This window comes from Acinetobacter sp. YH16042, from assembly GCF_013417245.1.
In the GTDB taxonomy this organism is placed as follows: Bacteria; Pseudomonadota; Gammaproteobacteria; order Pseudomonadales; family Moraxellaceae; genus Acinetobacter; species Acinetobacter amyesii.
Window position 1 is genome coordinate 26,983 of the sequence record NZ_VPEJ01000005.1, and the last position, 25,081, is coordinate 52,063.

The window sequence follows — 25,081 nt, forward strand, 5'->3', positions numbered from 1 at the left end:
AAAAAACCACCAAAATATGGTGGTTTTTTTTATTACTTAAATTAGTATTTAACGTCAAACACTAAACTTCTTTCATAAATCAATTTTAAATCAATACTTAATTCACAAAAAATATTCCCTCTCCTTTTCAAGGATGAGCATAATTACGCGCAAGAAGGAGAGGATTTATATGAAAAATTTCCCTCATCTTAGAGGAAGAAGGGCTTTCAGTATTAATCTTGCTACGAATTAATGATCATTTTTTTGACTTATGAAAGCTATCTACTAGCGTGGACTAATTTCATCGAGTACACGCATGATTTCAGCTTTGGTTTTAAAGAAGCGACTAAATAAACTCGAAACTGAACCAATCATCGTGATGTGCCCAACACGTGGGATTTGAATCAACTGACTGTGGTTGCCTGAGGCTTTTAATCGACGATCTAAATCTTCACTATTGCTATAGCCAACGATATTGTCTTTATCCGCAGTAAATAGATAATGCTTCACTTGATTGTGCTCAACAAAATAATACGGCATCACTTGTTGATACGGTACATTTTGATCAAAGGCATCTGCACAAATCGGATCACCTTTATAATCAAAATGATATGGCCCTGCCAATCCCACAATTGCACGAATATTCTCTTTCACTTGTAGCTGATAAGGCGTCGGATGATACAGTGCAGACATGACATTAAATGCCCCTGCCGAATGTCCCATTAACACCACATTTTCCACTTCAATCTGCAACTTATGCTGAGACTGCGTCAAATAGTTTAATGCAAGGCTAAGATCATCAATTGAAGCCGGAAAAATATATTCAGGTGCGAGATGGTAATTAATGACAGCAACATCGAAGCCTTCTTTGGCAAAAGCTTCACCAATGAATCCATAGTCCTTTTTGTCACCATGCATCCACGCCCCACCATGTACAAACACGATGAGTGGACGTTGCTGACGAGGTGCTGACGTGCGATACAAATCTAGGCGATGGCGCGCTTTTAGACCATAAGGGATATTGTTTTGAACATGATATCCTTGTTTGGGTGTCAGTCGATTTAATGCATAACTGCCAAAATCATATAACCGAAAATTTCGGTATAAAGATTTAGCCAAATCCATTTTTTGCTGAAGCCGCAGAGACCATTGATTCATATTTTACAGCATCATTTCCGACATTTTATTGAGCATTTGGATCGACAGCATCCGGATCTATCGCTACAGGCGTTTGTACTTCAGGTTGCACATTGCCTACAGCAGGTGTGGTGTAACTTGAGTTAATTGAACGTGCCTGTGGATTTGGGTTCTGATCAATATTATCGATTAAAGTGACAATTCGCGTTACATTACCCACTTGTTGCAAGATTTGATTTAAGTCTGTGATTTCCGCACTGTTTAAACGGCCCATCACATAAAGAACAGCATCTTCAGTATGAATGTGTACTTTGCTGTCAGATACCACAGGCGCTTTCATAATCAAACCACGGGTATTCGCAGTAACCGCAGTATCTTGCATGATGGTGCTATAGCTGATCTGATTACCCACTGTAATATAGTTATGTACAGTTTTGACATCACTCATTGAACGGACATTTTCTTCTGCCAATTCTTTTAAATGATTATCTGGCACTTGCCCAGTCAATAAGACATTGCCATGAAAACTTTCAATATTGACACGTGACTGTTTAAAACGAGTATCTAATTTATATAAGTTAATTTTTGCTGTTCGAACAATGGAAGAGTCAATAAAAACTTGTCCCAATGAGCGTGCGCCGCTTTCAGTTCCTACAGGTGCTGATCCTGTTCCATTCGAAATAAAACTCGCACAGCCAGATAAACTTGCGACACAAAGCATCGTTATTGCAATACGCTTAACCACTCAGCACGACTCCTCAAATTTCCACACGTATTTTTCTATGCGTTTACACAGTTTGTTTTATCAAAGATTAATCAACTCTTGATCAAAAGTAAAAGCATTTTCAATCCATTGCTGATGATACGGGTATTTAGAAAAATCTTGCTGTAGTGTTTTTGCAAAGTGTTGATAAAAATCAAAACAAATTGCATCAAAGCGACAATAATAATTTTGAAAATGTGACTGTTCATTTAAAAAAAGCAACGCAGTCTTCATCATCTTACGTTGTTTGTGAATGGAAATACTTTCGATGGCTTGGGCATAGCGGGTATTTGAACGGGCTTTAACTTCGATAAACACCAATTCTTGACCACGTGCAACGATCAAATCAATTTCACCATAACGACTATGATAATTCTGTTGCACCTGTACATAGCCTTGCTGCTCAACCAAACGCAGCGCTTGCCGTTCTGCCCACTGCCCCAGATTCATCTGTCCCAAATTCATCTGCTCTAAGTTTAGCTGCATCGTTTCATCCCTAAAGTGAGATCGCCACGATGCCTTTTTTACTTCGCTCATAGCAGTGAGGAACACGCTGAATATTATTTTGACTAATTCTGATTAGCCCTGTTCGCCCCTGAAACTCAATGCTTTTTAATTTCGGTTCTTGCAAATATTGTTTTGCGATATGCCATGTGTCCCCACCAAAAGCTAAAAGACGTTGATATGGCATATCTACTGGATTTTCCTCATAAGCTCGGATCAGGTCTGGCCAACGTGCGTCATGCAAGGCAGGTGCATCACAAAATTTCAGCCCTACAGGAATGGGCTTAGTGGCTTCAATCGCATTGGCGACGCTATATAGTTTTGTTTTAGGTAGTTTTTTTTGACTGTTTAACCATTCATTATTGCCCAGCAACAGTATCCCTTGATTTTTGTCTAGCTTCGTTGGGAACTGTTCAATCACTTGTATAGGCACTGAACTTTGACTGATTAAGGACATGAGCAATAATTCATGTTCTGCCTCTGTTGCAGGCTGACGTAACACTAACACGTGCGCCAATTTGTCTTTTTCGAAGACTTTTTGGAGTGCTAAGGCATCATCACGTTTCGATAAACTGTACTGCCAGACATTGGGAATTTGGCTTGTCGTTTCATTTAAAGCCAACACGCGGACTTTAGGCTTTGCTTTTACAAGTGCTTCAACATCTTGGCGTGCTAAAGGGCCAATCACCAATTGAGTTTTTTTATTTACCTGTTGCTTCAATATCGCTGCAATTTGCTTTTGATTTGAATCTACAAACTTAATGGGCACTTTGTAGTCTGACGATTGATATGCGCTATTGAAACCTTGCTTAATACTGGATGCGGCTCGCGCCATAGGGCCAGATTCAGGTAGAATGACCAAGACGTCTGCCTGTGCAGCAGTAAACAGACTGCTTAAAAGGCAAAGACCCAAAATTTTGTTCTTATTATCCAACATGGAGAAACCTATGAGTGCTCAGTTATTTGTTGTTGCAACTCCAATCGGGCACTTAGATGATATTAGTTATCGTGCAATTGAGGTATTGAAGTCGGTTAAAATTATTGCCGCCGAGGATACACGAACTTCCGCACAATTACTTAAACATTTTAGTATCAATACACCTTTAACCGCCTGCCACGACCATAACGAAAGTAACAAAATAGACCAGCTGATTGAACGCCTCGAAAAGGGTGAAAATATGGCGCTAATCAGTGATGCAGGCACGCCATTGATCAGTGATCCTGGCTTTAAATTGGTTCGAGCTGCACAAGAAAAAAATATTCGTGTCATTCCTGTGCCAGGTGCCTGTGCTGCCATTGCTGCTCTCAGTGCTGTCGGCCTACCCAGTGACCGTTTTAGTTTCGAAGGCTTTTTACCTTCTAAACAGTCACAACGTCTTCTAGCACTGGAAAAACTGAAAGACGAAACCCAAACTATGATTATCTATGAAGCGCCGCACCGTATTGTGGATTGCCTAAAAGATATGTCGAATGTCTTTGGTGCAGATCGTCCTGTGGGCTTTGCACGTGAAATTACTAAAACATTTGAAACCATTAAAAAAATGTCTTTAGGTGAATTGGTTCATTTTGTCGAATCTGATCATAATCAGCAAAAAGGCGAAATCGTTTTGGTGATTGGTGGTGCGACCGAAGAAAAAGACCTAGAGCAAGAAAAGTTAGACAAATTGCTGACACGTTTACTTCAAGATTTGTCCGTTAAAGCTGCCTCTCAGTTGGCTGCAGATTTAACTGGGATTAAAAAGAAAGTGGCCTATCAACGTGCTTTAGAGTTAACCCAAGCGAACGATTAAGCTTAATTTTTTTTATTTTTAATTTGAACCGCTTATGGGACCTACGGGTTCCATAAGCTATCCCATACAATAATTTAAATAGAATGAAAAAAGTTACTTATAACATGTCCATAAATCTGTCTGTCAAAAAACCGCTGGTGTTCATTCTCTTTAATCTGGTTTGGCTCACGGCCCTTGCACATATTATTTATACTGGCATTCAACCCTATCCACACTATATTAGTGGCGAGCAAATGACGGCCGATCATAGCGCGATTACGATGGTCTGTGGATATTGTTCCCTCTATTTTGTAGTCGGTAATTTACTCAAACTGAGCCAATTTTGGGATAGGCATCGCTATTGGGCTTATGTCGTTTTGAGTGCGGTATTACTTTTTCAATCTTTTGTCGCTGCTGTGGCGGCCATGCATGCACCGCCGTATATTGCTGCATTTATTATTAATTGTATGTTTTTGCTTTTACTGCATTTTGTGTTCTATCCTATTTACGCGATCAGTCGTAAATATATGAAGCCAAAGACGGCTTGAAGCGACTTCACATCTTATAACGACTTAACTTCTTGAGCAAACATGCTACAGAGTTAAGAACTGAATGACATGCATCCTCGCACAAGCGAATGAAGCAAAAAAAAACACCACATGACGTGGTGTTTTTTCATTTTTAATCTTTTGCCGATTCGTCTGGAGGGACTTCGGTAATACGACCACCACGCGCTAAGAACGCAGCAACTTCATCTTCAAGCGCCTGACGTTGTTTTAGTTTTGCAGTCACTGTTAATGTTTCAGCTTCAGAGGTGTCACCATCAGAGGCAGAATCAGCTGCGTCACCTGCACCTTTTTCAGCTGCTTGTGCTTCATCTTCATCAACTACTGAATCTTCTGGATCATCATAATCGTTCATATCAGTCATTGTGTTCTCCCCGCGAATGACTTCTGTTTGCCAGCGAATGGCTGGTTTTAAATTAACAGAAATTTAGCAATCTCTGAGCATTTCGACTAGTACCCACAATCAAAAAATCGTATCTTTTTTAATCAAAATCGTAACCTTGTTTATACGACTGTCTAAAAAATATCAGGCTTTGACCTAAGCTGCGTAGATTGTATCTTTTAAAATACTCAGACCATTGGCTTGAGCCATAAACGCATCTTTTAGAACAGTCTGATTTTCCACTTGTTTTAAACCAAAGTTTCGCGCCCACACCACAGGTGAAAAAGTGGTGGTTTCTAACCAACCAATCGCGGACATACTATGCATCATGGCATCGTTTTGCCCTTTACGACGGTGTTCATATCGCTTCAAACTTTGTTCATGTGCCCACACACCCCGTTTTTTATCGGTCAAAAGCACATCGCAAAGCACTGCTGCATCTAAACAACCAATATTCACGCCTTGTCCTGCAAGCGGATGAATCACATGGGCCGCATCACCAATCAACGCCAGACCATCATGCACATATTGCTGTGCTGCTCGCGCTTTCAATGGAAATTTAGCACGCGGTGTTGCTTCTAAGACCTCGCCGAGCATGTGATGGCTTTCTCGAGTGAGCAACGCAGTAAATTCCACATCGGATAAAGCCACATATTCATCGGCATAATCATCTGGTAAGGTCCACACAATCGATTGCCAATAACCGCTTTCTTCTTTTTTCAGACTCGCCATCGGCAAAAATGCTAAAGGGCCAGTTTCTAAGAAAATTTGACGTGCTAAATGCTGATGCGGTTGGGCGGTTTTAATTGCACAGCTCACACCGGCTTGCTTATAGTCCAATAAATCTAGATCGATGAAAGCTTGCTCACGGACAAATGAGTTTGCACCATCTGCACCAATCACCAGTTTTGTTTTGAGCTGGGTACCATCTGCGAGGTGAATGATCCACACACCAACGCCGCGCTCAACACGACTAACCTTGATTTGGGTTCGATAGTCTTCGAGTTGTTCTAGCATTTTTTCTTGAATAGCTAAATTCAAAACACTTGGTTCGACCATTGAACCTAAAGCTTGCTCAACTGATGGCGTTTGCTCTGTAGCATGGCCAAAATTGATTTCGCCATAGCCATTTTTATTCCACACCTGCATGCCTGTATAAGGCTGCTGACGAGCAAGCTTTTCCCAAACACCCACGGTCTTGAGTAAATGAATAGTGGCTTGACTGAGCGCCAAAACTCGAGGATTCGCAATACTTTTGGTTTTTTCTGCATCCAATATAGGTGCCGCATCCAATACCGTAGCCTGCACACCGCCCTGCGCCAATAACAATGCCGTTAAACCACCGACCAAGCCACCGCCGACAATCACAGCATCCAGTACATCTGTTTGATTGAAACTCATGCTTTTAGCCCCATTGCATAATTCGCGACCAAAGGCTTGATCCCCGGAATGGTGTCAAAGGCAACTAACCCAGTATTGCGGATCAATTTTAAAATTGGATTCTGGTTGCTAAAACCACGTACAACTGAATCACAGAATTTAATCACCCGCTGCTGATCGGTCAGGCGCGATTTTTCATAATCCAGCAACATAGCTGCATCACCCAAATCTGCACCTTGGGTACTTTGCTCTGTTAAATAACGGCGCAGTACATAGGCATCACGCATACATAAGTTAAAACCCTGACCCGCCACTGGATGAATGGTATGTGCAGCATTGCCCATCAGCACTACACGGCCGACAGCTTGTTTTTCTGCAAGCACTTGGGATAATGGGAAGCTGAAACGTTTACCCGTTTTTTGGAATTTACCTGCACGGTCGCCATAGGTTTCTTGTAAGGCATCTAAGAAGTGCTGATCATTTTCATCACCCATCCACTCGCCTTCAGTTCCTTTAGGAACAGGCCAAACCACTGAGCGGCGGTATTCACCCGGAAGTGGCAATAGCGCTAACGGGCCAAGTGGACTAAAGCGCTCGAAACCGACATGAGCATGCGGTTTAGAGGTTTGCACCGTAGTGACAATCGCCACTTGGTCATAGTCATGTTCTGATGCGCCAACGCCTAGGGCTTTGCGGCAGAATGAATCACGGCCATCTGCGGCAATCACGATTTTAGATTGTAGTTTGAGCTGTTCTTCAGCACGCTGTGCTTCTATATATGCAAAGTCTGCATCTTGCGTCAGTGAAGTCACTTGTACGCCATCAATTAATTCGATTAATGGTTGTTTTTTGACTTCTGTGAGCAACACACGACCGAGCCATGCATTTTCAATGACTTGTCCAAAGCTTTCGACTTTTTCTTGTTCTGCTTTTAGTCGTGCCTTACCAAAACTGCCTTGCTCTGTAATATTCACCTCTAAAATAGGCGTGGCATGTTCTTGCAAAGCATCCCACAGACCAAGTTCTTGATAAATCTGCACCGTACGGCGTGACAAGGCGCTGTTTCGCGCATCAAAACTAGAGTGATAAGGCGCAAGGTTTGCATCATCATAATTTGGGTATTTAATGGCTTCTAAAAGTTTTACGCCAATTTTGGCTTTGGCCAACATGAGTGCCAGACTTAAACCGACCATACCACCACCGACAATGATGACTTCTTGCTGCATGCTTACTTCCTTTTTTATCAAGTATTCGAATTTAGGAAATTCACTCGAAATACATATAATCTGTAATGGATTTTATCTTACATCAAGGGCATGATTTTTTATAATGAAATACAAATTTGTTGCGGGTATTTGCACTGAATAAATACAAAATAAATCATCTCTCGCCGTAAATATTCATCTCAAAAAATAGCGAATCACTTAAAATCACAATAAAAATGACTGAGCCGATTAAATTTCCGGCTCAACCACAGATCATTTTAATTTCAAGCATCAGCTTCCTCATTCAAATGATTCACATCGCCCTTCATAAAAAGTGCCTTGTTATTCTGCCTAACTGATGTTACGCAGTAACATCAGTAATTTAAATAAGGTGCTTAGGAAGTTAAGCATTAAAATACTGGATTAATTTCTGTAATCGAATTTCTGCATCTTGATTAAAAGCATTCGCCGCTTGGTGATACCAGCGCTTTGCTATCTTTAAGTCTAGATTTACACCATTACCCAGCTCATACATTAAACCAATTTTATAGGGAGCAATTGCACAGCCTTGTTTTGCCGATTGCTTGTACAAGTTCATAGCTAGATTATAATCTTGATCAAGAATTTCGCCCTTTTCATATATTTCAGCAAGGGCCGTTCTTGCGTTTATATTTCCCTTTTCCACTGACTGATTCAGCAGAGCTAAAGCGATATGAACCTCTGTTTTACATGGTTTTCTGAACAACAGCACCGCTAACTTCAGCATCGCCGCATCATCACCCTGATCAGCCGCTTTTTGATACCATCCTTGTGCTGTAACATCATTTTTTTCAACGCCGCATCCCGTTTCATACATTTCGCCCAATTTAATTTGGGCTGCAATATCCCCTCTTGAGGCTAAACTCAAATAATCATCATAAGTACGCTGATTGTTATACTTAAACTTTATTTTCTTTACTGGATTATAATCACTATCAAAGATTTCAAAACCGACATAGTTTTTAAAGAGTTCAATCAATAACTGCCGAACCAATTGAGTATGATAAATTAAATGATCCTTTTCGCTAAAATAATAATACTGATAATAGCTTTCCAAATCTTCATTGATTTCTTCTTTTAAACTGTTTAAATCAGTCGTCCATTTTTTTTGAACTTTGCCATTTTCAACATATTCGTATAAATATCTTGTTGAAAAGTTTAACCATTCCTTTTCAAAATCTTGTCTTTCTCCATCCATGTAAAGTTCATCTTCTTCCGCTTGAATGACACATCTGATTTCTGCACCCTCTTTATAAAGCGCATAGCTATAGCTTGAATTTGTGTCTGCAAAATCAAAGAAGATCATCCATTTCATCGGCAACTGACTGCTTAGCAAACTGCTCCATTTTTCAGGTTCAGTAAAAGCAAAATGTGCTAATCCGGCACTATTGATACAAACAATATGATCCGTCAGCCACTCTATATCTAATGCAGATTTTGAGTTTTCTTCAAAATAAACCAGCCAATCATTTATCAGTCTTTCAATATCCTGTTGATTGCCATTAAAGGGAATAACCACCCCAGCTTTTCTAACACCCATAATTATGATTAAAATAAAAAACTTATACGATTAATTTAAAAAGACTTATATCTAATTTTTGTAAAAACTTAACGTCATAAAATCAACTCCATTGTTAATTACCCTTGTCTATATGACTAGTATTTATAAGACTGCTTGTAGATAAAAAAAGCCGATCATCTGACCGGCTTATTCTCTTACAGTAAATTACTTCGCCATCAAGGCTTCAATGTCTTCCACCGACTTGACCACTGCAGCGGTTAAAACACGTGGACCATTTTGAGTTGCTACAACATCATCTTCAATACGGATACCAATACCACGCCATTTTTCATCAACAGTTTCATCATCTGGCGCAATATAAAGCCCCGGCTCAACAGTCACGACCATACCTTCTTCATAGGCACGCCATTCACCGTCTTGTTTATATGAACCAACGTCATGCACGTCCATACCGAGCCAGTGGCCTGTGCCATGCATATAGAACTGACGATAACCTTCTTTTGCGATGATTTCGTCAATATCTCCCTGCATGATGCCAAGATCCAGCAAACCTTGAACTAAAATACGCACTGCAACGTTATGCGGTTCTTTATACGAGTTGCCGATACGCACAGCATCAATCGCCGCAATTTGCGAATCGAGCACGACATTATAAAGTGCTTTTTGTTCAGGGCTGAATTTACCGTTAACAGGGAAAGTACGGGTAATGTCTGAGGCATACAGTTGATATTCACACGCTGCATCAATCAGTACCAAATCACCATCTTTCAATTCTTTGTCATTTTCCACATAGTGCAAAATACAGCCATTTTCACCACCACCAACGATGCTGTTATAGGACGGTACACAGCCATTTATACCAAAGACATAATTCAGTTCTGCTTCTAGTGCATATTCCATCATGCCCGGTTTGACTGTTTGCATGGCGCGGGTATGCGCTTCTGCTGAAATATCCGAAGCAATCTGCATCAATTCGAGTTCATCATCAGACTTATGCAAACGCATTTCATCGATAATGCGATCCAATTGAATGACTTGTGCCGGCGCACTTGCACCCTTACGTGATTCACCGCTTGCAGCTGCAATCCACTGCGCCACACGGGCATCAAAATCTGCTTGCTGCCCGATACGGTAAAATAATTTATCTTTATTTTGTAATTTTTCTAAAATTTCTTCGTCTAATAAATCGATAGCAAAGGCTTCATCCGCGTCATAGTCATCAATCGCGCCATCAATACCCGCACGGTAACCATTCCAAATTTCCATTTCACGGTCACGTTCACGGCAGAACAAACTATAGCTATAACCTTCTTCTTCGCTATCAAAGGTTTCAATCACTGCAACCGCTTCAGGTTCAGCAAAACCTGTTAAATAAAAGAAACTACTATCAGCACGGAATTTATAGTCGGCATCACGGTTTCGCATGGCTTCTTTGCTCGTGGCAATAATTGCGATACTGCGTAAGCCCATTTCACCTGCAAGGATGTCACGACGTTCCTGAAAATCTGCTTGAGTTAATTTCTTCATTGATATGCTTCTTATACGCTTGGACTATGATTGATTTAATAGGATGATGAACTCCTTAGATAGAGCCCATCATCTATTAATTATTAATGCAAAAAGAATGCCTTAACTTGGACGGTGTGGGGTGAACATTTCAACCACATTGCCCGCTTGAGCCAATGAATTTTTAGCGCTCAGTTGTAGCAACGGTGTTTCTGAAACATCAACTTTGGTACGTCCCATCGACAGACTCACTGGGATTAAACGAACAAATTCGTATAATTCCTGATAGCTTTCTTCACCTTCTTCATCATCATCTGAATCTTCAAATTCTACTGAAGCGACATCTTGTAAATGCTCAATCAATTCTTGTTCATTGGTACGCAGATGTCCTGCCGCTAAACCAAAACCAAGAACCACACCTGCACACCAGTCTGCCAAGGCTTGCACACGTTCACCAAGTAAGTGATCATCATCTGGTAATAAAGGAAGATAGTCGAGTTCATCATCTGAAAGTGAATGAGCAACATCTTCTGCTTCTTCAGTTAACAATGCCAATGCATCTTCATCTAATTCAGCTACATCAAGTGTTGCTAAAATTTGTTGCCACTCTTCACGACTCGGTGGTTGTGACACACAAACTATACCAGTGAGTAAACCATGTAACTCACTTGGGCTTGAAATTTCTTCAATTTTAGAAAAATTGTGGGACCAATCTGACCAACCTGAAATATCGTCTTGCATTCGCTTATCCAATCTCTATACTTCGTATATATTACCTTTGTTTGCAAGACTGTGCGACTACGTTATGTTAGAAGAATTACAGCGTCTCCAAGCGCATATTAGCGTTTTAAAAACGCGACTGGCGCAATTTGAAAGCGAAAATGGTGCCTTACATGATGAGAAAAACTCATCAAATGAGCAGCATCATGCTCAAATTGTACATAAGAACGGCATTATCACCTCGAAACAAGAAGAAATTGAAACACTGAATGAGCAATTAACTGATTCACGTGCTCAACTTCAACAGCTCAATACTGATGCAACTACTTTGGCTGACCGATACAGCCGCCTCGAAAAAAGCTGTACTGATCTAAAAAATCGTTTTCAGGAAATTTTGGCAGAGCGTAATGAGTTACGTATCGTCAAAGAAAAAATGCAAAATGAACAACGTCATGCTCAGCAAGAAATTCAAGGTTTAAAGCAAGAACGTGAACGTCTGCTACAAAAAAATGAACATGCCAAGGCCAAAGTTGAAGCGATTATTCAACGTTTAGCCATTTTAGGTACTGCTCAAGATCAACATGCACAAGAAATTCAACAATTGGCGCATCCGACTGAAAGCAATGAGGAAGTTTGATCATGAGTGAACAAATTGCAGTTGATTTAAAAGTTCTAGGTCATAGTTTCCGTTTAGCGACGACCTCTGACCAACAAGCAGATTTAGAACGCGCAGCACAATTACTGAATGACAAATACGATGAATTCCGTCGTAAAGCGCCACGTATGGAACCGAGTAAGCTGATCATTATGGTCGCACTTGAGTTAATGCAAGAAGTCCTGTCGATGAATAAGAGTTTGCAAGAATATGCAAACTGCGAACTTTTGTTGCAAAATATTTTGGAACAAGTGGAAGAATTGACTGATTAATCGGTGGTTTAGTGATTATACTTTGCCCGATTGCTTCATTTTAAACACTTTGTCAGCGTTTGGTGATTTGCCAATAACGCTGAATTCGTTATACTGAGCACATCTCTGAGGTGTTCGCCAGCTAGGTCTAATCCCCTGCCGATACTTAAACTTATGGATGTGTTCTGTATATTCTGAGCGTATGCCCTCCTTGTGTGGGAAACCCAGCGAGTGTACGTCGCGTCCACCTTGAACTCATCGGGTTCAGGGTCACGACATTTGCAGCGGCATCTTCGGAGTGTTTATTTTCCAAATCATTATTAAAATTTTCAGCATTCAACTCAATTCAAAAATATTCTAAAAAATTCACTATTCTATTTCTGCGCTATTCGACTCCTGTTCTTTTCTTAAAAACTGATGTTACGCACATAAAAGTAATTTCGCATTTTTAAAATAATTTTAAGCCTATTCGACGGAGTCTTACATCTAAGGATTAAATAAAGTGATTAGCCTTCGGCTGGAGATACTTTTGTTTCGGCAAAAGTACCCAAAACCATTGTCATCCGCAAAACTCGTTCACTACCGTCAAATTATTCAAAGCATCACAAAAACATTTTTGATTAGAAGTAGTCCTGTCTTAAACACTTGCGGATGACGTTACCGCGTATCGTTGTTTTATTTGAAGCAAATTGCGCTTTGATGTTACTGCGTAACATCAGTTAAAAATTTTTATTCAAGTTTGTTCACCTTCAAAAGCTGATTTAATCCGCCTTATTCAATTTTTGAGTTGTTCCAATTTAGCTTGCTGCCCATCTAAAAATCGATCCATTTCGGGAAGTATTTGGCGTAAATATTGAATAGATGAAATAGCTTCATCCACGTTCACGACGCCTTTTTCAACCAATCTGTATTGCTGCTCGAGTAAAGCGAGTACTTGATTTTGATTCTGCTGCTGCCCCTGACTCATCTGTGTGTTTATTTGCTGAAATTGTTGAAATACCTGTTCACGTTGCTGTAATAACTGGGTGTGCGTTTCATTATCTTGTCTTTCTTGTTTGGGTTTGGAACTTGAATGCTGTAAAACATTTTCCGTGGTTTGATCTGAATGTGTTTCGGACACTTTTTGTTGATCTAAAGGTAGCTGTTCATGAACCTCCTGCTGCCGTGGTTTTAAAAACTGAATCATCAACCATAAAATTAAACTAAACGTCAAACCTAAAACAATCCATTTTTTATTCATGATGCAGTCTCTAGACACCTTCTGATATTTAAAAAATTCAGAGCCGATTTGACTCTGAATTTACCTTTTTATTTAATTTTATCTAAATTATTAGTTGCCCCATCCTGCTGGCGCATAACCCAAACGAACACGCTGTGGGTGATTGCCAACTGGAACTGTGATGACTTTTTCACCTGTCGCGAAATCAATCACTGTTACTGCATCTGTCGCACTTTCAGAAATTACACAGCGTTTTCCATCTGGGCTTTGCGTTGCCCAATACGGTTTACCTGCAGCAATCAATTTCGCCGCGGTCAAAGTTTTACGATCTACTATAGTGGCATAATCATCCATGGTTCCTGCGACACACAGTTTTTCACCATCACCACTGATTGAAAGCCCATGATGGCGTGAGTCATTCACCCATTTGGTGCGATCTGAGGGAATCGTTGTACTTCCCGGAAGCTGTGCAATGCGCGTGACTTTGTCTTGATTGAGATCATATTCGACCAGACCATTAAAAAATGAGACCTGAGCATAGATTTTGGATTCATCTTTACTAAATACAATCGGTCGAACTGAGTTAGACAGATCTTTTCGTCCCACGGCATCTAAAGCAGGTCTAAAATCGATTTTTTTAAGGACTTTATAATTTTGAGCATCTGCGATCGTGATATAGCGTTTGCCTTTAGTAAAATCTTGCCAAGATGCATCCATGGCTGTTTCGACATTTCCAATGGCTGAATTTAGAATTTTAGTACCGTTGGCAAAATAGATATTTTCATGTGGTTTATCGCCCGTCGCAAAACGTCCTAATTCCTTGCCCGTGTTGATATCGAGTACATGTACAACATTCCCTGAAGATGCTGAAACAGCAACTTGTTGCCCATCGGGTGAAACCGCCATATGGTCTGCTCGAAATCCTTCAACGGGTGTGCGCCAATTGATTTTCCCCGTTGCAATGTTAATCGAGACTACATCTGCATAACTTGGGCGTGATGCAACCACCGATTTGCCATCTGGTGTGGAATACATGTCATCGACCAATTGATCATTTCCCTCTCCTGCCGTATTACGAATATAGCTATAAGCGATTAATTTTTCTGGGTTGAGGTAAATTTCAGTGAGGCGTTGTTTTTTGTCGGGCACCATATTGATGACACCAACTTTCTGATAGTTTTTTGCAGGATTGATCACTGTAACCGTACCATCCCAATTATTGCCGACAAAAAAGACTTGCTGGCTATTGGGTGGAACGGGTGCAGTGGTTGTCGCTGCGAAAATAAGTGGCGACACCGTAACTGTCATACAAAGAAGTGTCCTGATCCAGAGATTTTTTTCCATTTTTATTGTCCATTCATTTGTTTTTATGCATACCTTTTGACCAAAGCCATCAGATAAGTGTCGCTTTTTTAGCGCAAAGAAAGCTTATTAAATATACAAGTGTAGATATAGCGTATTTGTTTTAATTCCGATGAGTTGTTGATTAAAGGCGCACAAACCTGCCACTAAAGGCTTCTTCAATAATGTAATATTCTATCTCTGCTCCATTCCACCACTTTTCTTTGCTTCAAATATTTCATTCAAATCTTTTCAATTTCAAAAGCTTATTTAAGAGTTGTCCCAGTTTGGCTTGCTATCTATCCAAAAAAACAATCCAGAATACATTTGTAAGACTCAAGCAGAACTATGAAAAATCAGTTGCCTTAGCTTACATATTTATTTGGCTGTCATTATGAAATATCAACAGAACCTAAATTCAACACGATTTTAAGGCCATAAAAAAACCCAGCTTTCGCTGGGCTTTTTTTCGAATCAGTTCAATGCTTAGTGAGCAGCGAATTGGTTCATTGTGTTTTTCGCATCGTCACCCGCTTTAAGCGCGTTGTCACCAGCGAAGATTTCTTTGTGGTCGTCACCGATGTCAGAACCAGCCATTGCTTGGTGTTTAACACAAGAAATCGTACCGCGGATTTCTTTACGTTGAACGCCAGCTACATAAGCAAGCATACCTTGGTCGCCGAAGTAACCTTGAGCAAGCTCGTGAGTAGAAAGAGCAGCTGTATGGTAAGTCGGAAGTGTGATCAAGTGATGGAACACGCCCGCTTCACGAGAAGCATCAGCTTGGAACGTACGAACTTTTTCGTCAGCTTCAGCAGCTAATTCAGAGTTATCGTATTCAGCGCTCATTAGTTTAGCACGGTCGTAAGCAGAAACGTCTTTACCTTCAGCAACCCAACGGTCGTAAGCTTGTTGACGGAAGTTTAAAGTCCAGTTGAATGAAGGCGAGTTGTTATAAACAAGTTTCGCATTTGGAACTGTTTCTTTAACACGGTTAACCATGTGAGCGATTTCTTCAACGTTTGGAGTCGCAGTTTCGATCCAAAGAAGGTCAGCACCATTTTGAAGGCTAGATACACAGTCAAGTACAACGCGGTCAATTTGCGTGTCTGGACGGAACTGGTACAAGCCAGAAGCAAGACGTTTTGGACGGTGAAGTTTACCGTTACGCTTGATTAGGATTTCGTCTTCTTGAGCTTCTGAAATGTCAATTTCAGTTGTGTCTAAGTAACTGATGTATTGAGAAGCGATGTCGCCTGGCTCTTTAACCACTGGGATTTTTTGAGTCAAGTCAGCGCCTTCAGAGTCAGTACGAGCAACGATGATACCATCATCAAGACCCATTTCTAAGAATGCATAGCGAAGAGCGTGGATTTTCGCGATGAAGTCTTCGTGTGGAACTGTAACTTTACCAGCTTGGTGACCACATTGTTTAGCGTCAGATACTTGGTTTTCGATTTGAAGTGCACAAGCACCCGCTTCGATCATTTTCTTAGCTAGTAAGTAAGTCGCTTCTTCGTTACCGAAACCAGCGTCGATGTCAGCAATAATTGGCACAACGTGAGTTTGGAAACCGTCGATTTGAGCAGTGATTTCAGCAGCTTTAGCAGTATCACCAGCTTCGTTTGCTTTTTTAAGCGCACGGAACAAGTCGTTTAATTCTTTCGCGTCAGCTTGACGTAGGAAAGTGTAGATTTCTTCGATCAATGCAGGAACTGAAGTTTTTTCGTGCATAGATTGGTCAGGAAGTGGACCGAATTCTGAACGAAGAGCTGCAACCATCCAACCAGAAAGGTAGATATAACGACGTTCAGTTGTACCGAAGTATTTTTTGTTCGCAATCATTTTTTGTTGTGCGATAAAACCGTGCCAGCAACCTAATGATTGAGTGTATTTGCTAGAATCAGCATCATAAGCAGCCATATCACGACGCATAATAGCAGCTGTATATTTCGCAATGTCTAAACCAGTTTTGAAACGGTTTTGCATTTGCATACGTGCAGCATCTTCTGGGCTAATATCGCGCCAAGTGCTTCCGAATTTTGCTTTTAATTCACGGATTGCATCAATCGCTGTTAAGTATGTAGACATGATATGTTCCTGTAATAATATTAGGATTTTTCTGCAACGTAAGGCTAAAATCATACCCTCGAATGATTGTTCAGATTTAGAACACTTCGTTGCGATAGACACAGAGTAGATTGACTAAAAAAATTAATCCAATATTCTGCATTAATTTTCGGTATTTATTTAAAAAATATGTAGATTAAAGTCGTATTATAATAATCAACCAATATTCATAAGCATTTGTATTTAAATACTTTTATTAATATATTTTGCTAATTTTCTTGTCTATTTTTCAAACATTTTGATGAATTATTCTTCATTAGACTTAAGTCGACTGAGCATTCACTTTTAAAAAAAACAGCATTTTTTACGCCATTTTTGCCCAAATTTACCGAGCTAAATACTCGGTTATTCCGTCTTCAAATGATCATACAAATGAGATATTTCATCTAATTTTTTTGTTTTATGAATATCACTTCGCATAAACAAGATTGCTCCGTATTTTTATTTCATTTACTTAAAAATATCGGTCTAAACAGGTAATAAGTATTTAAGATAATATATGCTGGCACTTCAGCAAATTTGTCTTAAAACTGCCGATTTTTAGTACAAAAGTACACGTCATTTTTTCATCCATTTTTTACACAAGCCTTAGTAGTTATGGCATAATCAGATAAATTTCATGATTTTATTGTCGGTATTTATTTTATGAATCTGGAGCGGGTCGATCTCAATCTATTAATTTATCTTGATGTACTACTTCGTGAAAAAAATGTGACTCGTGCTGCCGAGCAACTGGGTGTAACTCAGCCTGCGATGAGTAATATTTTACGTCGTTTACGCAACTTATTTAATGATCCACTTCTTATTCGTTCTTCAGAAGGTATGACACCTACAGAACGTGCGCTTGAATTACAGCCACGTATCCGTGATGCTCTCTCTGACCTTTCGATGATTTTGGAACCCCGTACCGAGTTCCGACCTTACACTTCAAATCGTGTCTTCCGCATCATGACGTCAGATTATGCTGAAGCAACACTAGTGCCGCGCCTAGTAAAAGCTTTGCGCTCAGAAGCACCCAATGTGGTTCTGGATTTTTTAACGCCTAGTGATGTGTCTTATCGAGATATGGAACAAGGTAAAGTCGACTTGGCGATTAACCGCTTTAATGAAATTCCGCAAAGTTTCCACCAAGTTTTGGTCTGGCGTGACAGTTTTTCATGCCTTTTAAATGCCAAGCACCCTGCTGCAAATAATTTAAACCTGAAAAGCTATCTAGATGCACAACACATTTGGGTATCTAAAACAGGTATGGGTGTCGGTTTTGGTGTCAATCCTGAAAAACAAGCGGGTCTAGGTTGGATTGATCAAGCCTTAGAACGTATTGGCCAAAAACGTAAAATTTCAGTTTTCACCCGTCATTATCAAATGCCAGGCTTATTGGCATCGAATGTTGACTTGGTTGCGACTCTGCCAAGCCGTATTGCTCGCCTTCAAGCTAAAAGTCAAAACCTATTACTTCGCGATCCACCATTCTATATTCCTGAATTTGAATTAAAAATGGCGTGGTGTCCGTTACTTCATCATCACCCTGCTCATCGCTGGTTACGTCAACTTATTTTGTATGTTGCACGTCAAATGATTGAAGAAGAAAACCGCGAATACTTAATGAATAACTCTCAGTTTTCACAGTATCAGTAATTAATTCTTTAATTCCTTATTAATTCAAACGTATACTGTCACTATATAGGTAGTAGTTAAGACTACTACCTTGCCCATTTTTGTGTTAGAAATACAGAAAAATAGAATGAATCACAAACAGGTGTATTCGTGAGCCTTTTCCAAAATATAGTCATTATTATTCTCCTGATCGTCGGTGCGGGTTTTCTATCCTTAACAGAAATTGCCCTCGCGGGTGCACGAAAAGTAAAGCTTAAAATTTTGGCTGAATCTGGAGATTCACGTGCACAACGTGTGCTTGACTTACAAGCCAACTCAGCAGACTTTTTCGCCGCATCACAAATTGGCTTAAATGCCGTGGCAATTCTTGGCGGTATTTTGGGTGAAGGTGCATTTCGTCCTTATTTCATAACCTTAGTGACCCGTTTTTATCAGGGCCCGTGGACTGAAACTATCGGTTTCACCCTGTCGTTTACTTTAGTCACCTCCTTATTCATTCTATTTGCTGATTTAATGCCAAAACGTTTGGCGATGATCGCACCTGAAAAAATTGCCGTTGCTGTTGTTGACCCAATTCAAATCTTTATTAAGGTGTGTAAGCCAATGGCATGGGTGATTAATGCCATTGCCAATTTGTTGTTTCGTTTATTCAAAGTGAATACAACACGTGATGACAATATTACCTTTGATGATATTTCAGCCGTGATGGATGCCGGTGCTCAAGCTGGTGTACTTCAAAAACAAGAACACCACTTTATTGAAAACGTATTTGAACTTGAAGAACGTAACGTCCCTTCAAGTATGACTACACGTGAAAACGTGGTGTACTTTACCCTAAAAGAATCAGAAGCCAGTATTCGTCAAAAACTCGCAGAATTTCCGTATTCGAAGTTTTTGGTCTGTAGTGAAAATATTGATGACGTGATTGGTTATGTAGATGCCAAAGATATTTTGGTTCGTATCTTGAACAATCAGTCACTTTTACAACTCAACGAAAATACCATTCGTAATGTCCTCACGATTCCAGATACTTTAACACTGTCCGAATTACTCGATCGTTTCCGTTCAACCAAAGAAAAATTTGCCGTAGTAATTAACGAATATGCGTTGGTTGTCGGCGTTATTACCCTCTCCGACATTATGATTACCGTGATGGGCGACTGGGTAACACCGATTGAAGCAGAACAACAAATTATTAAACGTGATGCGGATTCTTGGCTTATCGATGGCAGTACACCAATCGAAGATTTAAAGCATGCCCTCGCTTTAGATGAAATGCCCGATGAAGAAAACTATGAAACCCTTGCGGGCTTTATGATGTTTAAACTGCGTAAAATTCCACGTCCAGCGGACTTTGTCACCTATCATGGCTACAAATTTGAAGTTGTGGATGTAGACCACTTTAAAATTGACCAATTATTAGTGACCCGCTTACAACAGGCTGAAACTGAACTAGATACACCAGAAGAATCGGATTAATTCGATTCTTTTTTTTCTAAAACAATAAAATATAAATACGATGGAATACGAAGATGTCTTTTTCACTTAAAGCGATTTTGACTTGCTTTAGTTTTTATACTGGGGCTTATCTGATCTATTATTTTTTTAAAGCTCATCCACAACCTTTATTTCTATTGCTCGGTGTTACACTGATCGTCACTGCTTGGTTTTTAACGCCTTATCCTTATGAACGCGGCAGACAACATTTTGACGAAACTATGCGTTTTGGTCTGTTTTTTTATAATCCCTTAATTTTTTGGTTCCGATTTTTTAGTTGGCCGATTCGGACGCTACTGTCTATTTTTGCTTAAGCGCACTTATTGTGATCAAACTGGATCTAAACGCCCTTACAGTTCTCTACAGATGTTGAATATATGTAAACAGACCACTTTTTTTGAATAAAAATTAAAATAAATCAAAAAATCCCGCTTCCCTAATACCTTCATTATTAATGACTATTTTTCATCAAAATAGTGATGTATTTCACATTTTCTCACCTTTGTTTTGACTGATGAAATTTCTCTTTATGCTCTGCCCTTGGATTTAAAAACAGCTTTATATTTCAAAGGAATGAACCATGTTAACCGTACTCGGTTTGGGCATGATCTTGTGTTTTATGTATTTGATCATGTCGAAACGCTTAAGCCCACTTGTCGCACTGACTTTAATTCCCCTACTTTTTGCCTTGATTGCGTGGTTACTTGGTTTTTATTGTGACAGCTTGTCACACATACAAATAAATGAAATTGGCGACATGATGATTGAAGGTGTAAAAAAACTTGCACCGACTGGCATCATGCTGCTTTTTGCGATTCTGTATTTTGCCATCATGATTGATACAGGTTTGTTCGACCCTTCGGTGAAATTTATTTTAAAAATGGTCAAAGGTGATCCCTTAAAAGTCGTTCTTGGAACCATTACCCTGACGTTAATTGTCTCTTTGGATGGAGATGGTTCTACAACCTATATGATCTGTGTTGCGGCCATGCTGCCACTCTATAAGCGCTTAGGTATGAGCCCATTGATTATGGCATGTTTGATTATGCTCTCTAGCGGCATTATGAACCTTACGCCATGGGGTGGGCCTACAGCCCGCGCCGCCAGCGCACTTCATGTCGACCCAAGTGATGTTTTTGTTCCGATGGTTATACCGATGCTATTTGCCATCGGCTGGTTGTACTTTTTGGGAACCATGTATGGTCGAATGGAAAGAAAGCGTCTGGGAATTGTCCAATTGGATATCAGTCATGGTGAAAACATTCAAATCTCAGATAATCCAGAAGCCAACCGCGCAGATCTACGTTGGTTCAATGCACTGTTAACCGTCATTTTGATGATTTGTCTGGTTTTCAGTATTTTACCTATGCCTATTTTATTCATGGTGGCTTTATGTATTGCGCTAGTCGTCAACTACAAAAATGTCGACTTGCAAAAAAAGTTAATCGCACACCATGCAGGTAGTGCTTTAAACGTGGTCGGTATTATTTTTGCTGCAGGTATTTTTACGGGAATTTTAGCCGGAACAGGTATGGTAGAAGCCATGTCAAAAGAACTTGTGGCGAATATCCCTGAAAGTATGGGTCCCTATTTAGCACCGATAACCGCTGTCATCAGTATGCCGATGACTTTCTTTATATCGAATGATGCTTTCTATTTCGGGGTTTTGCCAATTCTTTCTGATGCTGCCGCTCATTATGGAATTGCACCTGTAGAAATGGCACGTGCCTCGATCGTAGGACAACCTGTACATCTACTCTCACCGCTTGTCCCTTCGACCTATTTACTCTGTGGACTTGCGGGGATCGAGTTTGGACAACATCAGAAATTTACCATTATCTGGGCTGTAATCACGTGTTTTGTCATGTTAGCAGCGGGTCTAATCTTTGGAATGTTTCCATTTTATTCGAGCTTAACTTAAAAAGTTAAAGATAAAAAAGCACCATCAGGTGCTTTTTTTATGCTTAACAATACAGAACTAGCCAGTGCTTTACACTCACAGGTTCATTTGTAGTGGTTAATGCTTTGAAATTAATGCTTCTAGAACTGCTTCATAATGTATGCGAATGTCATCTTCTAAAATTTTATAAACATTGTCGAATTGCACCATTGGCCAGCCTTCTTTCCAAAATGGGAAAATGTTATGCAGGTCATGAGTCACCGTTGCGTCTTCACGTACAATCGCTTGTGCAACTTGCGACAATACTTGTGCAGTTTCAGCACCATCAATCGCTAAATAATCGATACCACGAACTTTCAAAATACGGATACGATCTTTTTTGTAGCGGATTTTTTTACTTTGGCCTTCATTTAAGCCTAAAGCCAAAGTCACAGCTTCAACAAATTTATCTTCAAATGCTTGATTTAATTTCACCAAAGCTTGTTTATGAGCCTCTTGACGACCAGCTTTCCCCCCACTACGAATCACTTCATTTGCTTCAGTATTTAAAACATCTGATTTCATCGACTGAAGAATGTCTAGAATTTCGATATCGCTTAATGTTTCAGGAGAGTGATCAGTCATAAACTGCCTATAAAAACTTAATATTCAATAAGTATGTATTTTCGCATAAAAGAAGGATGAAAACTGCGACCTTCACTATAGAAATTGTGATTTCTCTTATAATGTTCAGATATACAACATGATTTAGAAAAAAATTCTGTCAAAAATATCGAAATCAACTATATTACTTTCACGCTTTAATACTAACGTCACAATATGGCTCAAAAGAAACAGGCTGCGCTTTACCTTCAACAACTGAAACAGCAATATCCAGCAGCCTTTAAACATAATTATTTATTTTATAGCCAACTGAAAACTCAAGGCATTTTAGACGAACTCAAAGAACTTATTCCTTGGGTTTTGGCGGCGATGATTTTTATTTCTTTGAGCATGAGTATTGGACATGCAGTGCAACTGTATTTTCCAGAAATGAGTGAGTTTCGCGCTCATGGTATTGCTGTACTAAGTATTATGCTGTTTTTCATGCTGGTTGTGCCCTTAGTCATCAAGCAAATCAAGCACAGTTCAATGTCCCTGTATCAAAGTTTGAAAAATACGCCGTTCAGACTTGCGATCGTGATTTTATTACAATTACTCAATATCGCCTTTTTACAAAGCACCTTTGTTCAATCTGTATTGTTCTTTTTCGCCATGAGTTTCGGCTTTGTGCGTTTTTATAAAGAAAATCTTTTCAAAGGTGGAAGTAACACCCAAGAATACTATTTTCTGCAAGAGACACGTCGTATTGCATATTGGTCGTATAAACAAATGCTTAAAGCAAAATTACGTTTGTCGCTCAGTAATCCGAATCAGGCAAATCATAAACAGTTATCTGAGCGCTTTACCCAGTTCCAAAATTTACACATACAAATGCTGCATCAGGAAAATCAGCTGTGTAAAAAGCTAAAACACCAAAATGTTGAACATTATCTTGATGAGTTAATGAAATAAGTCAGCGTTAATGAAGTGCAATAAACTTTCAATTACAGCTTAAAAAGTCCTTCAATACATCAATATTTTTGAATATTTTCAATTTATATGCATGAATTGATTGATTTTAAAACAAATACCATCAAATACACTTGCCAAGCTCCATTTCGTCCTCTATTATTGCGCACATGCCCGAGTGGTGAAATCGGTAGACACAGGGGATTTAAAATCCCCCGCCCACAAAGCGTGCCAGTTCGAGTCTGGCCTCGGGCACCATTCTTATACTTCTAAGATTGGTGCAATAAAACATCCAGCAATTTGCTGGTTTTTTTATGCCTAAAATTTATAAATCTATTATTATTCAATGCCAATACCTTCAGATTTTGATCTCCCTGCACTACAACTTAAGCATCCCGATGCCTTTTATCAACGGCTGCTGTTTGCGCATTTTAAAATTATCAATCTCACGCCTACTGCACCCGTTTTAATCTTTAGCTTTTGCCTGATACTTTTAATCTCTCTTGGCAGCGCTGTACTTGGCCAGATGCTTTCGACGACATTTTCAATTCACGACCCAAACATGGCGTTTAATCTTGGTTTACTGATTATTCTTCCATGCATCTATTGCTATGTTTGGTATGCACATTATCAAGCACGTTTTAGCAGCAAGTCCGCAGTTCAACGCCTGCAAATACAACTATATCTCCTTGGCGGATTAACACTTATCCTCGCTATAAACTTTAAGTATCTACAAGCAGATGTATTAAACCTCATCAGTCTCTGCGGACTTTTTTTCAGCCTGTTTTTATGTGTATTTACTGAATTATTTTATAAACCTGAAAGCAGCGCCATTGAACGAGTAAAACTACAAAAGCTTCGCCAACTGGCATTTTGGTCTTATCAACAATCTTTAAAACAAAAAGAACATCAATTGTATTTCTACACCCTACACTTACAAGCTATGCAAGAAGAACAAAAACTATCAGCAGCGATCAAATCATCGTTTAAAGATTTTATAGACAATGCTGAATAATTTTATAAATCCCTAGACACAAAAAAGCCCTGTCACTACAGGGCTTTTATTTAAAGTTCAATTACCATTCTCGGTTAGCAACCAACTCTTCCATTTCAATTTCCATATGACCTTCATCTTGCAGCACCATCATCATGGCTTCTGCAATATAATCTGCAGCCGTATCATCCAAAGACGAATCTAAATCTTCAAATTGAGGTTTCATCTTATTGAGCTGTGCAACCGTTTCATTGGCAAAATGGTAGATATCAGTTGAACTTAAATCTGCTTTTGCAATTTTCTTCGCAAATTGAACAACCAATAACTTCACCTCTGCAACCAACACATCTGGGTAATATTCATCATCAAACATGGGTAGCAGTAAATCTGCAAACATACGAAACTCTATCACAAAACATTCAGGGCGCTTATATAACACAAATACTACAATTCA

At 39.6% G+C, this 25,081-nt stretch carries 24 protein-coding genes, 1 tRNA gene, 1 other RNA gene and 1 pseudogene; 12 read left to right on the forward strand and 15 right to left on the reverse strand.

Annotated features, from left to right (window positions below; translation table 11 throughout):
* Positions 1–264: 264 nt before the first annotated feature.
* The 4 genes from FTV37_RS05140 to FTV37_RS05155 are packed head-to-tail and all read right to left on the reverse strand — an operon-like array spanning position 265 to position 3,320.
* Positions 265–1,137 carry an alpha/beta hydrolase gene (locus tag FTV37_RS05140; protein WP_180008944.1) on the reverse strand — a complete coding sequence of 291 codons (873 nt, stop codon included), beginning with the start codon at positions 1,135–1,137 and terminating at the stop codon, positions 265–267.
* Between the two features lie 25 nt (positions 1,138–1,162).
* Entirely contained in the window at positions 1,163–1,861 is a 699-nt protein-coding gene (locus FTV37_RS05145; RefSeq protein ID WP_078192932.1) for a BON domain-containing protein, read from the reverse strand.
* Positions 1,862–1,921: 60 nt separating this feature from the next.
* Entirely contained in the window at positions 1,922–2,329 is a 408-nt protein-coding gene (locus FTV37_RS05150; RefSeq protein ID WP_180063273.1) for a YraN family protein, read from the reverse strand.
* A gap of 46 nt (positions 2,330–2,375) precedes the next feature.
* Positions 2,376–3,320, reverse strand: a complete 945-nt coding sequence (locus tag FTV37_RS05155; protein ID WP_180063190.1) for a penicillin-binding protein activator — start codon at positions 3,318–3,320, stop codon at positions 2,376–2,378.
* 10 nt (positions 3,321–3,330) lie between these two features.
* Between FTV37_RS05155 and rsmI the strand changes: the two genes are divergently transcribed.
* Both rsmI and FTV37_RS05165 read left to right on the forward strand, forming a co-directional pair.
* On the forward strand, positions 3,331–4,173 hold the full coding sequence (gene rsmI / locus FTV37_RS05160) for a 16S rRNA (cytidine(1402)-2'-O)-methyltransferase (protein WP_078189168.1): 843 nt from the start codon (positions 3,331–3,333) through the stop codon (positions 4,171–4,173).
* Positions 4,174–4,277: 104 nt separating this feature from the next.
* A complete protein-coding gene (locus FTV37_RS05165) occupies positions 4,278–4,700 on the forward strand; it encodes a hypothetical protein (RefSeq protein WP_180063191.1) in 423 nt (140 codons plus the stop codon).
* A gap of 133 nt (positions 4,701–4,833) precedes the next feature.
* On the opposite strand, the gene FTV37_RS05170 is transcribed toward FTV37_RS05165, so the two are convergent.
* The 6 genes from FTV37_RS05170 to FTV37_RS05195 all read right to left on the reverse strand — a co-directional run bounded on the left by FTV37_RS05170 (position 4,834) and on the right by FTV37_RS05195 (position 11,493).
* Positions 4,834–5,082 carry a hypothetical protein gene (locus FTV37_RS05170; RefSeq protein WP_078189169.1) on the reverse strand — a complete coding sequence of 83 codons (249 nt, stop codon included), beginning with the start codon at positions 5,080–5,082 and terminating at the stop codon, positions 4,834–4,836.
* A 174-nt stretch (positions 5,083–5,256) separates the two neighbouring features.
* Positions 5,257–6,501, reverse strand: coding sequence for an FAD-dependent monooxygenase (locus FTV37_RS05175; protein WP_180063192.1), 1,245 nt, complete (start codon positions 6,499–6,501; stop codon positions 5,257–5,259).
* Positions 6,498–7,706, reverse strand: a complete 1,209-nt coding sequence (ubiH, locus tag FTV37_RS05180; RefSeq protein ID WP_180063193.1) for a 2-octaprenyl-6-methoxyphenyl hydroxylase — start codon at positions 7,704–7,706, stop codon at positions 6,498–6,500. The genes FTV37_RS05175 and ubiH overlap by 4 nt, the downstream gene beginning before the upstream one ends.
* A 382-nt stretch (positions 7,707–8,088) precedes the next feature.
* Positions 8,089–9,264, reverse strand: a complete 1,176-nt coding sequence (locus FTV37_RS05185; protein WP_180063194.1) for a tetratricopeptide repeat protein — start codon at positions 9,262–9,264, stop codon at positions 8,089–8,091.
* Positions 9,265–9,450: 186 nt separating this feature from the next.
* Positions 9,451–10,773 (reverse strand): Xaa-Pro aminopeptidase, encoded by a 1,323-nt coding sequence (gene pepP / locus FTV37_RS05190; protein WP_180063195.1) that lies wholly within the window; start codon positions 10,771–10,773, stop codon positions 9,451–9,453.
* 102 nt (positions 10,774–10,875) lie between these two features.
* Positions 10,876–11,493, reverse strand: a complete 618-nt coding sequence (locus FTV37_RS05195) for a UPF0149 family protein (RefSeq protein ID WP_180008931.1) — start codon at positions 11,491–11,493, stop codon at positions 10,876–10,878.
* Between the two features lie 64 nt (positions 11,494–11,557).
* Here FTV37_RS05195 and FTV37_RS05200 point away from each other — a divergent pair, with 64 nt between their 5' ends.
* The 3 genes from FTV37_RS05200 (at position 11,558) to ssrS (ending at position 12,681) form a co-directional block, all read left to right on the forward strand.
* Complete coding sequence (locus tag FTV37_RS05200; RefSeq protein WP_180063196.1) at positions 11,558–12,109, forward strand: hypothetical protein; 552 nt, start codon at positions 11,558–11,560, stop codon at positions 12,107–12,109.
* 2 nt (positions 12,110–12,111) lie between these two features.
* On the forward strand, positions 12,112–12,399 hold the full coding sequence (locus tag FTV37_RS05205; RefSeq protein ID WP_168378082.1) for a cell division protein ZapA: 288 nt from the start codon (positions 12,112–12,114) through the stop codon (positions 12,397–12,399).
* A gap of 99 nt (positions 12,400–12,498) precedes the next feature.
* Positions 12,499–12,681: non-coding RNA, 6S RNA (gene ssrS, locus FTV37_RS05210), on the forward strand.
* 472 nt (positions 12,682–13,153) lie between these two features.
* Here ssrS and FTV37_RS05215 read toward each other — a convergent pair.
* Positions 13,154–13,618 carry a hypothetical protein gene (locus FTV37_RS05215; protein WP_180063197.1) on the reverse strand — a complete coding sequence of 155 codons (465 nt, stop codon included), beginning with the start codon at positions 13,616–13,618 and terminating at the stop codon, positions 13,154–13,156.
* Positions 13,619–13,708: 90 nt separating this feature from the next.
* Positions 13,709–14,905 (reverse strand): YncE family protein, encoded by a 1,197-nt coding sequence (locus tag FTV37_RS05220; RefSeq protein ID WP_257224211.1) that lies wholly within the window; start codon positions 14,903–14,905, stop codon positions 13,709–13,711.
* A gap of 329 nt (positions 14,906–15,234) precedes the next feature.
* Here FTV37_RS05220 and FTV37_RS18145 point away from each other — a divergent pair.
* Positions 15,235–15,336 (forward strand): annotated as a pseudogene (locus FTV37_RS18145) (IS5/IS1182 family transposase); the annotation flags it as partial.
* 88 nt (positions 15,337–15,424) lie between these two features.
* Here FTV37_RS18145 and FTV37_RS05225 read toward each other — a convergent pair.
* A complete protein-coding gene (locus FTV37_RS05225) occupies positions 15,425–17,029 on the reverse strand; it encodes an isocitrate lyase (RefSeq protein ID WP_168378085.1) in 1,605 nt (534 codons plus the stop codon).
* A 684-nt stretch (positions 17,030–17,713) separates the two neighbouring features.
* Here FTV37_RS05225 and FTV37_RS05230 point away from each other — a divergent pair.
* From FTV37_RS05230 to FTV37_RS05240, 3 genes are all read left to right on the forward strand, one after another.
* Positions 17,714–18,706 carry a LysR family transcriptional regulator gene (locus FTV37_RS05230; RefSeq protein ID WP_078191331.1) on the forward strand — a complete coding sequence of 331 codons (993 nt, stop codon included), beginning with the start codon at positions 17,714–17,716 and terminating at the stop codon, positions 18,704–18,706.
* Positions 18,707–18,835: 129 nt separating this feature from the next.
* The gene (locus FTV37_RS05235; protein WP_078191332.1) at positions 18,836–20,164 is read left to right on the forward strand and encodes a hemolysin family protein; all 1,329 of its coding nucleotides are present in this window, start codon (positions 18,836–18,838) and stop codon (positions 20,162–20,164) included.
* A 598-nt stretch (positions 20,165–20,762) separates the two neighbouring features.
* Entirely contained in the window at positions 20,763–22,103 is a 1,341-nt protein-coding gene (locus tag FTV37_RS05240; RefSeq protein ID WP_180063199.1) for a CitMHS family transporter, read from the forward strand.
* Between the two features lie 96 nt (positions 22,104–22,199).
* On the opposite strand, the gene FTV37_RS05245 is transcribed toward FTV37_RS05240, so the two are convergent.
* Positions 22,200–22,706, reverse strand: a complete 507-nt coding sequence (locus FTV37_RS05245) for a hypothetical protein (RefSeq protein WP_078191335.1) — start codon at positions 22,704–22,706, stop codon at positions 22,200–22,202.
* Positions 22,707–22,901: 195 nt separating this feature from the next.
* On the opposite strand from FTV37_RS05245, the gene FTV37_RS05250 reads away from it, so the two are divergent.
* The 3 genes from FTV37_RS05250 to FTV37_RS05260 all read left to right on the forward strand — a co-directional run bounded on the left by FTV37_RS05250 (position 22,902) and on the right by FTV37_RS05260 (position 24,648).
* The gene (locus FTV37_RS05250; RefSeq protein ID WP_180063200.1) at positions 22,902–23,636 is read left to right on the forward strand and encodes a hypothetical protein; all 735 of its coding nucleotides are present in this window, start codon (positions 22,902–22,904) and stop codon (positions 23,634–23,636) included.
* Between the two features lie 169 nt (positions 23,637–23,805).
* Positions 23,806–23,891 (forward strand) — tRNA-Leu (locus tag FTV37_RS05255).
* A gap of 88 nt (positions 23,892–23,979) precedes the next feature.
* Positions 23,980–24,648 (forward strand): hypothetical protein, encoded by a 669-nt coding sequence (locus FTV37_RS05260; RefSeq protein ID WP_180063201.1) that lies wholly within the window; start codon positions 23,980–23,982, stop codon positions 24,646–24,648.
* A gap of 61 nt (positions 24,649–24,709) precedes the next feature.
* Here the strand turns inward: FTV37_RS05260 and FTV37_RS05265 are convergent, their stop codons facing one another.
* The gene (locus FTV37_RS05265) at positions 24,710–25,024 is read right to left on the reverse strand and encodes a DUF5713 family protein (protein ID WP_180063202.1); all 315 of its coding nucleotides are present in this window, start codon (positions 25,022–25,024) and stop codon (positions 24,710–24,712) included.
* Positions 25,025–25,081 lie beyond the last annotated feature (57 nt).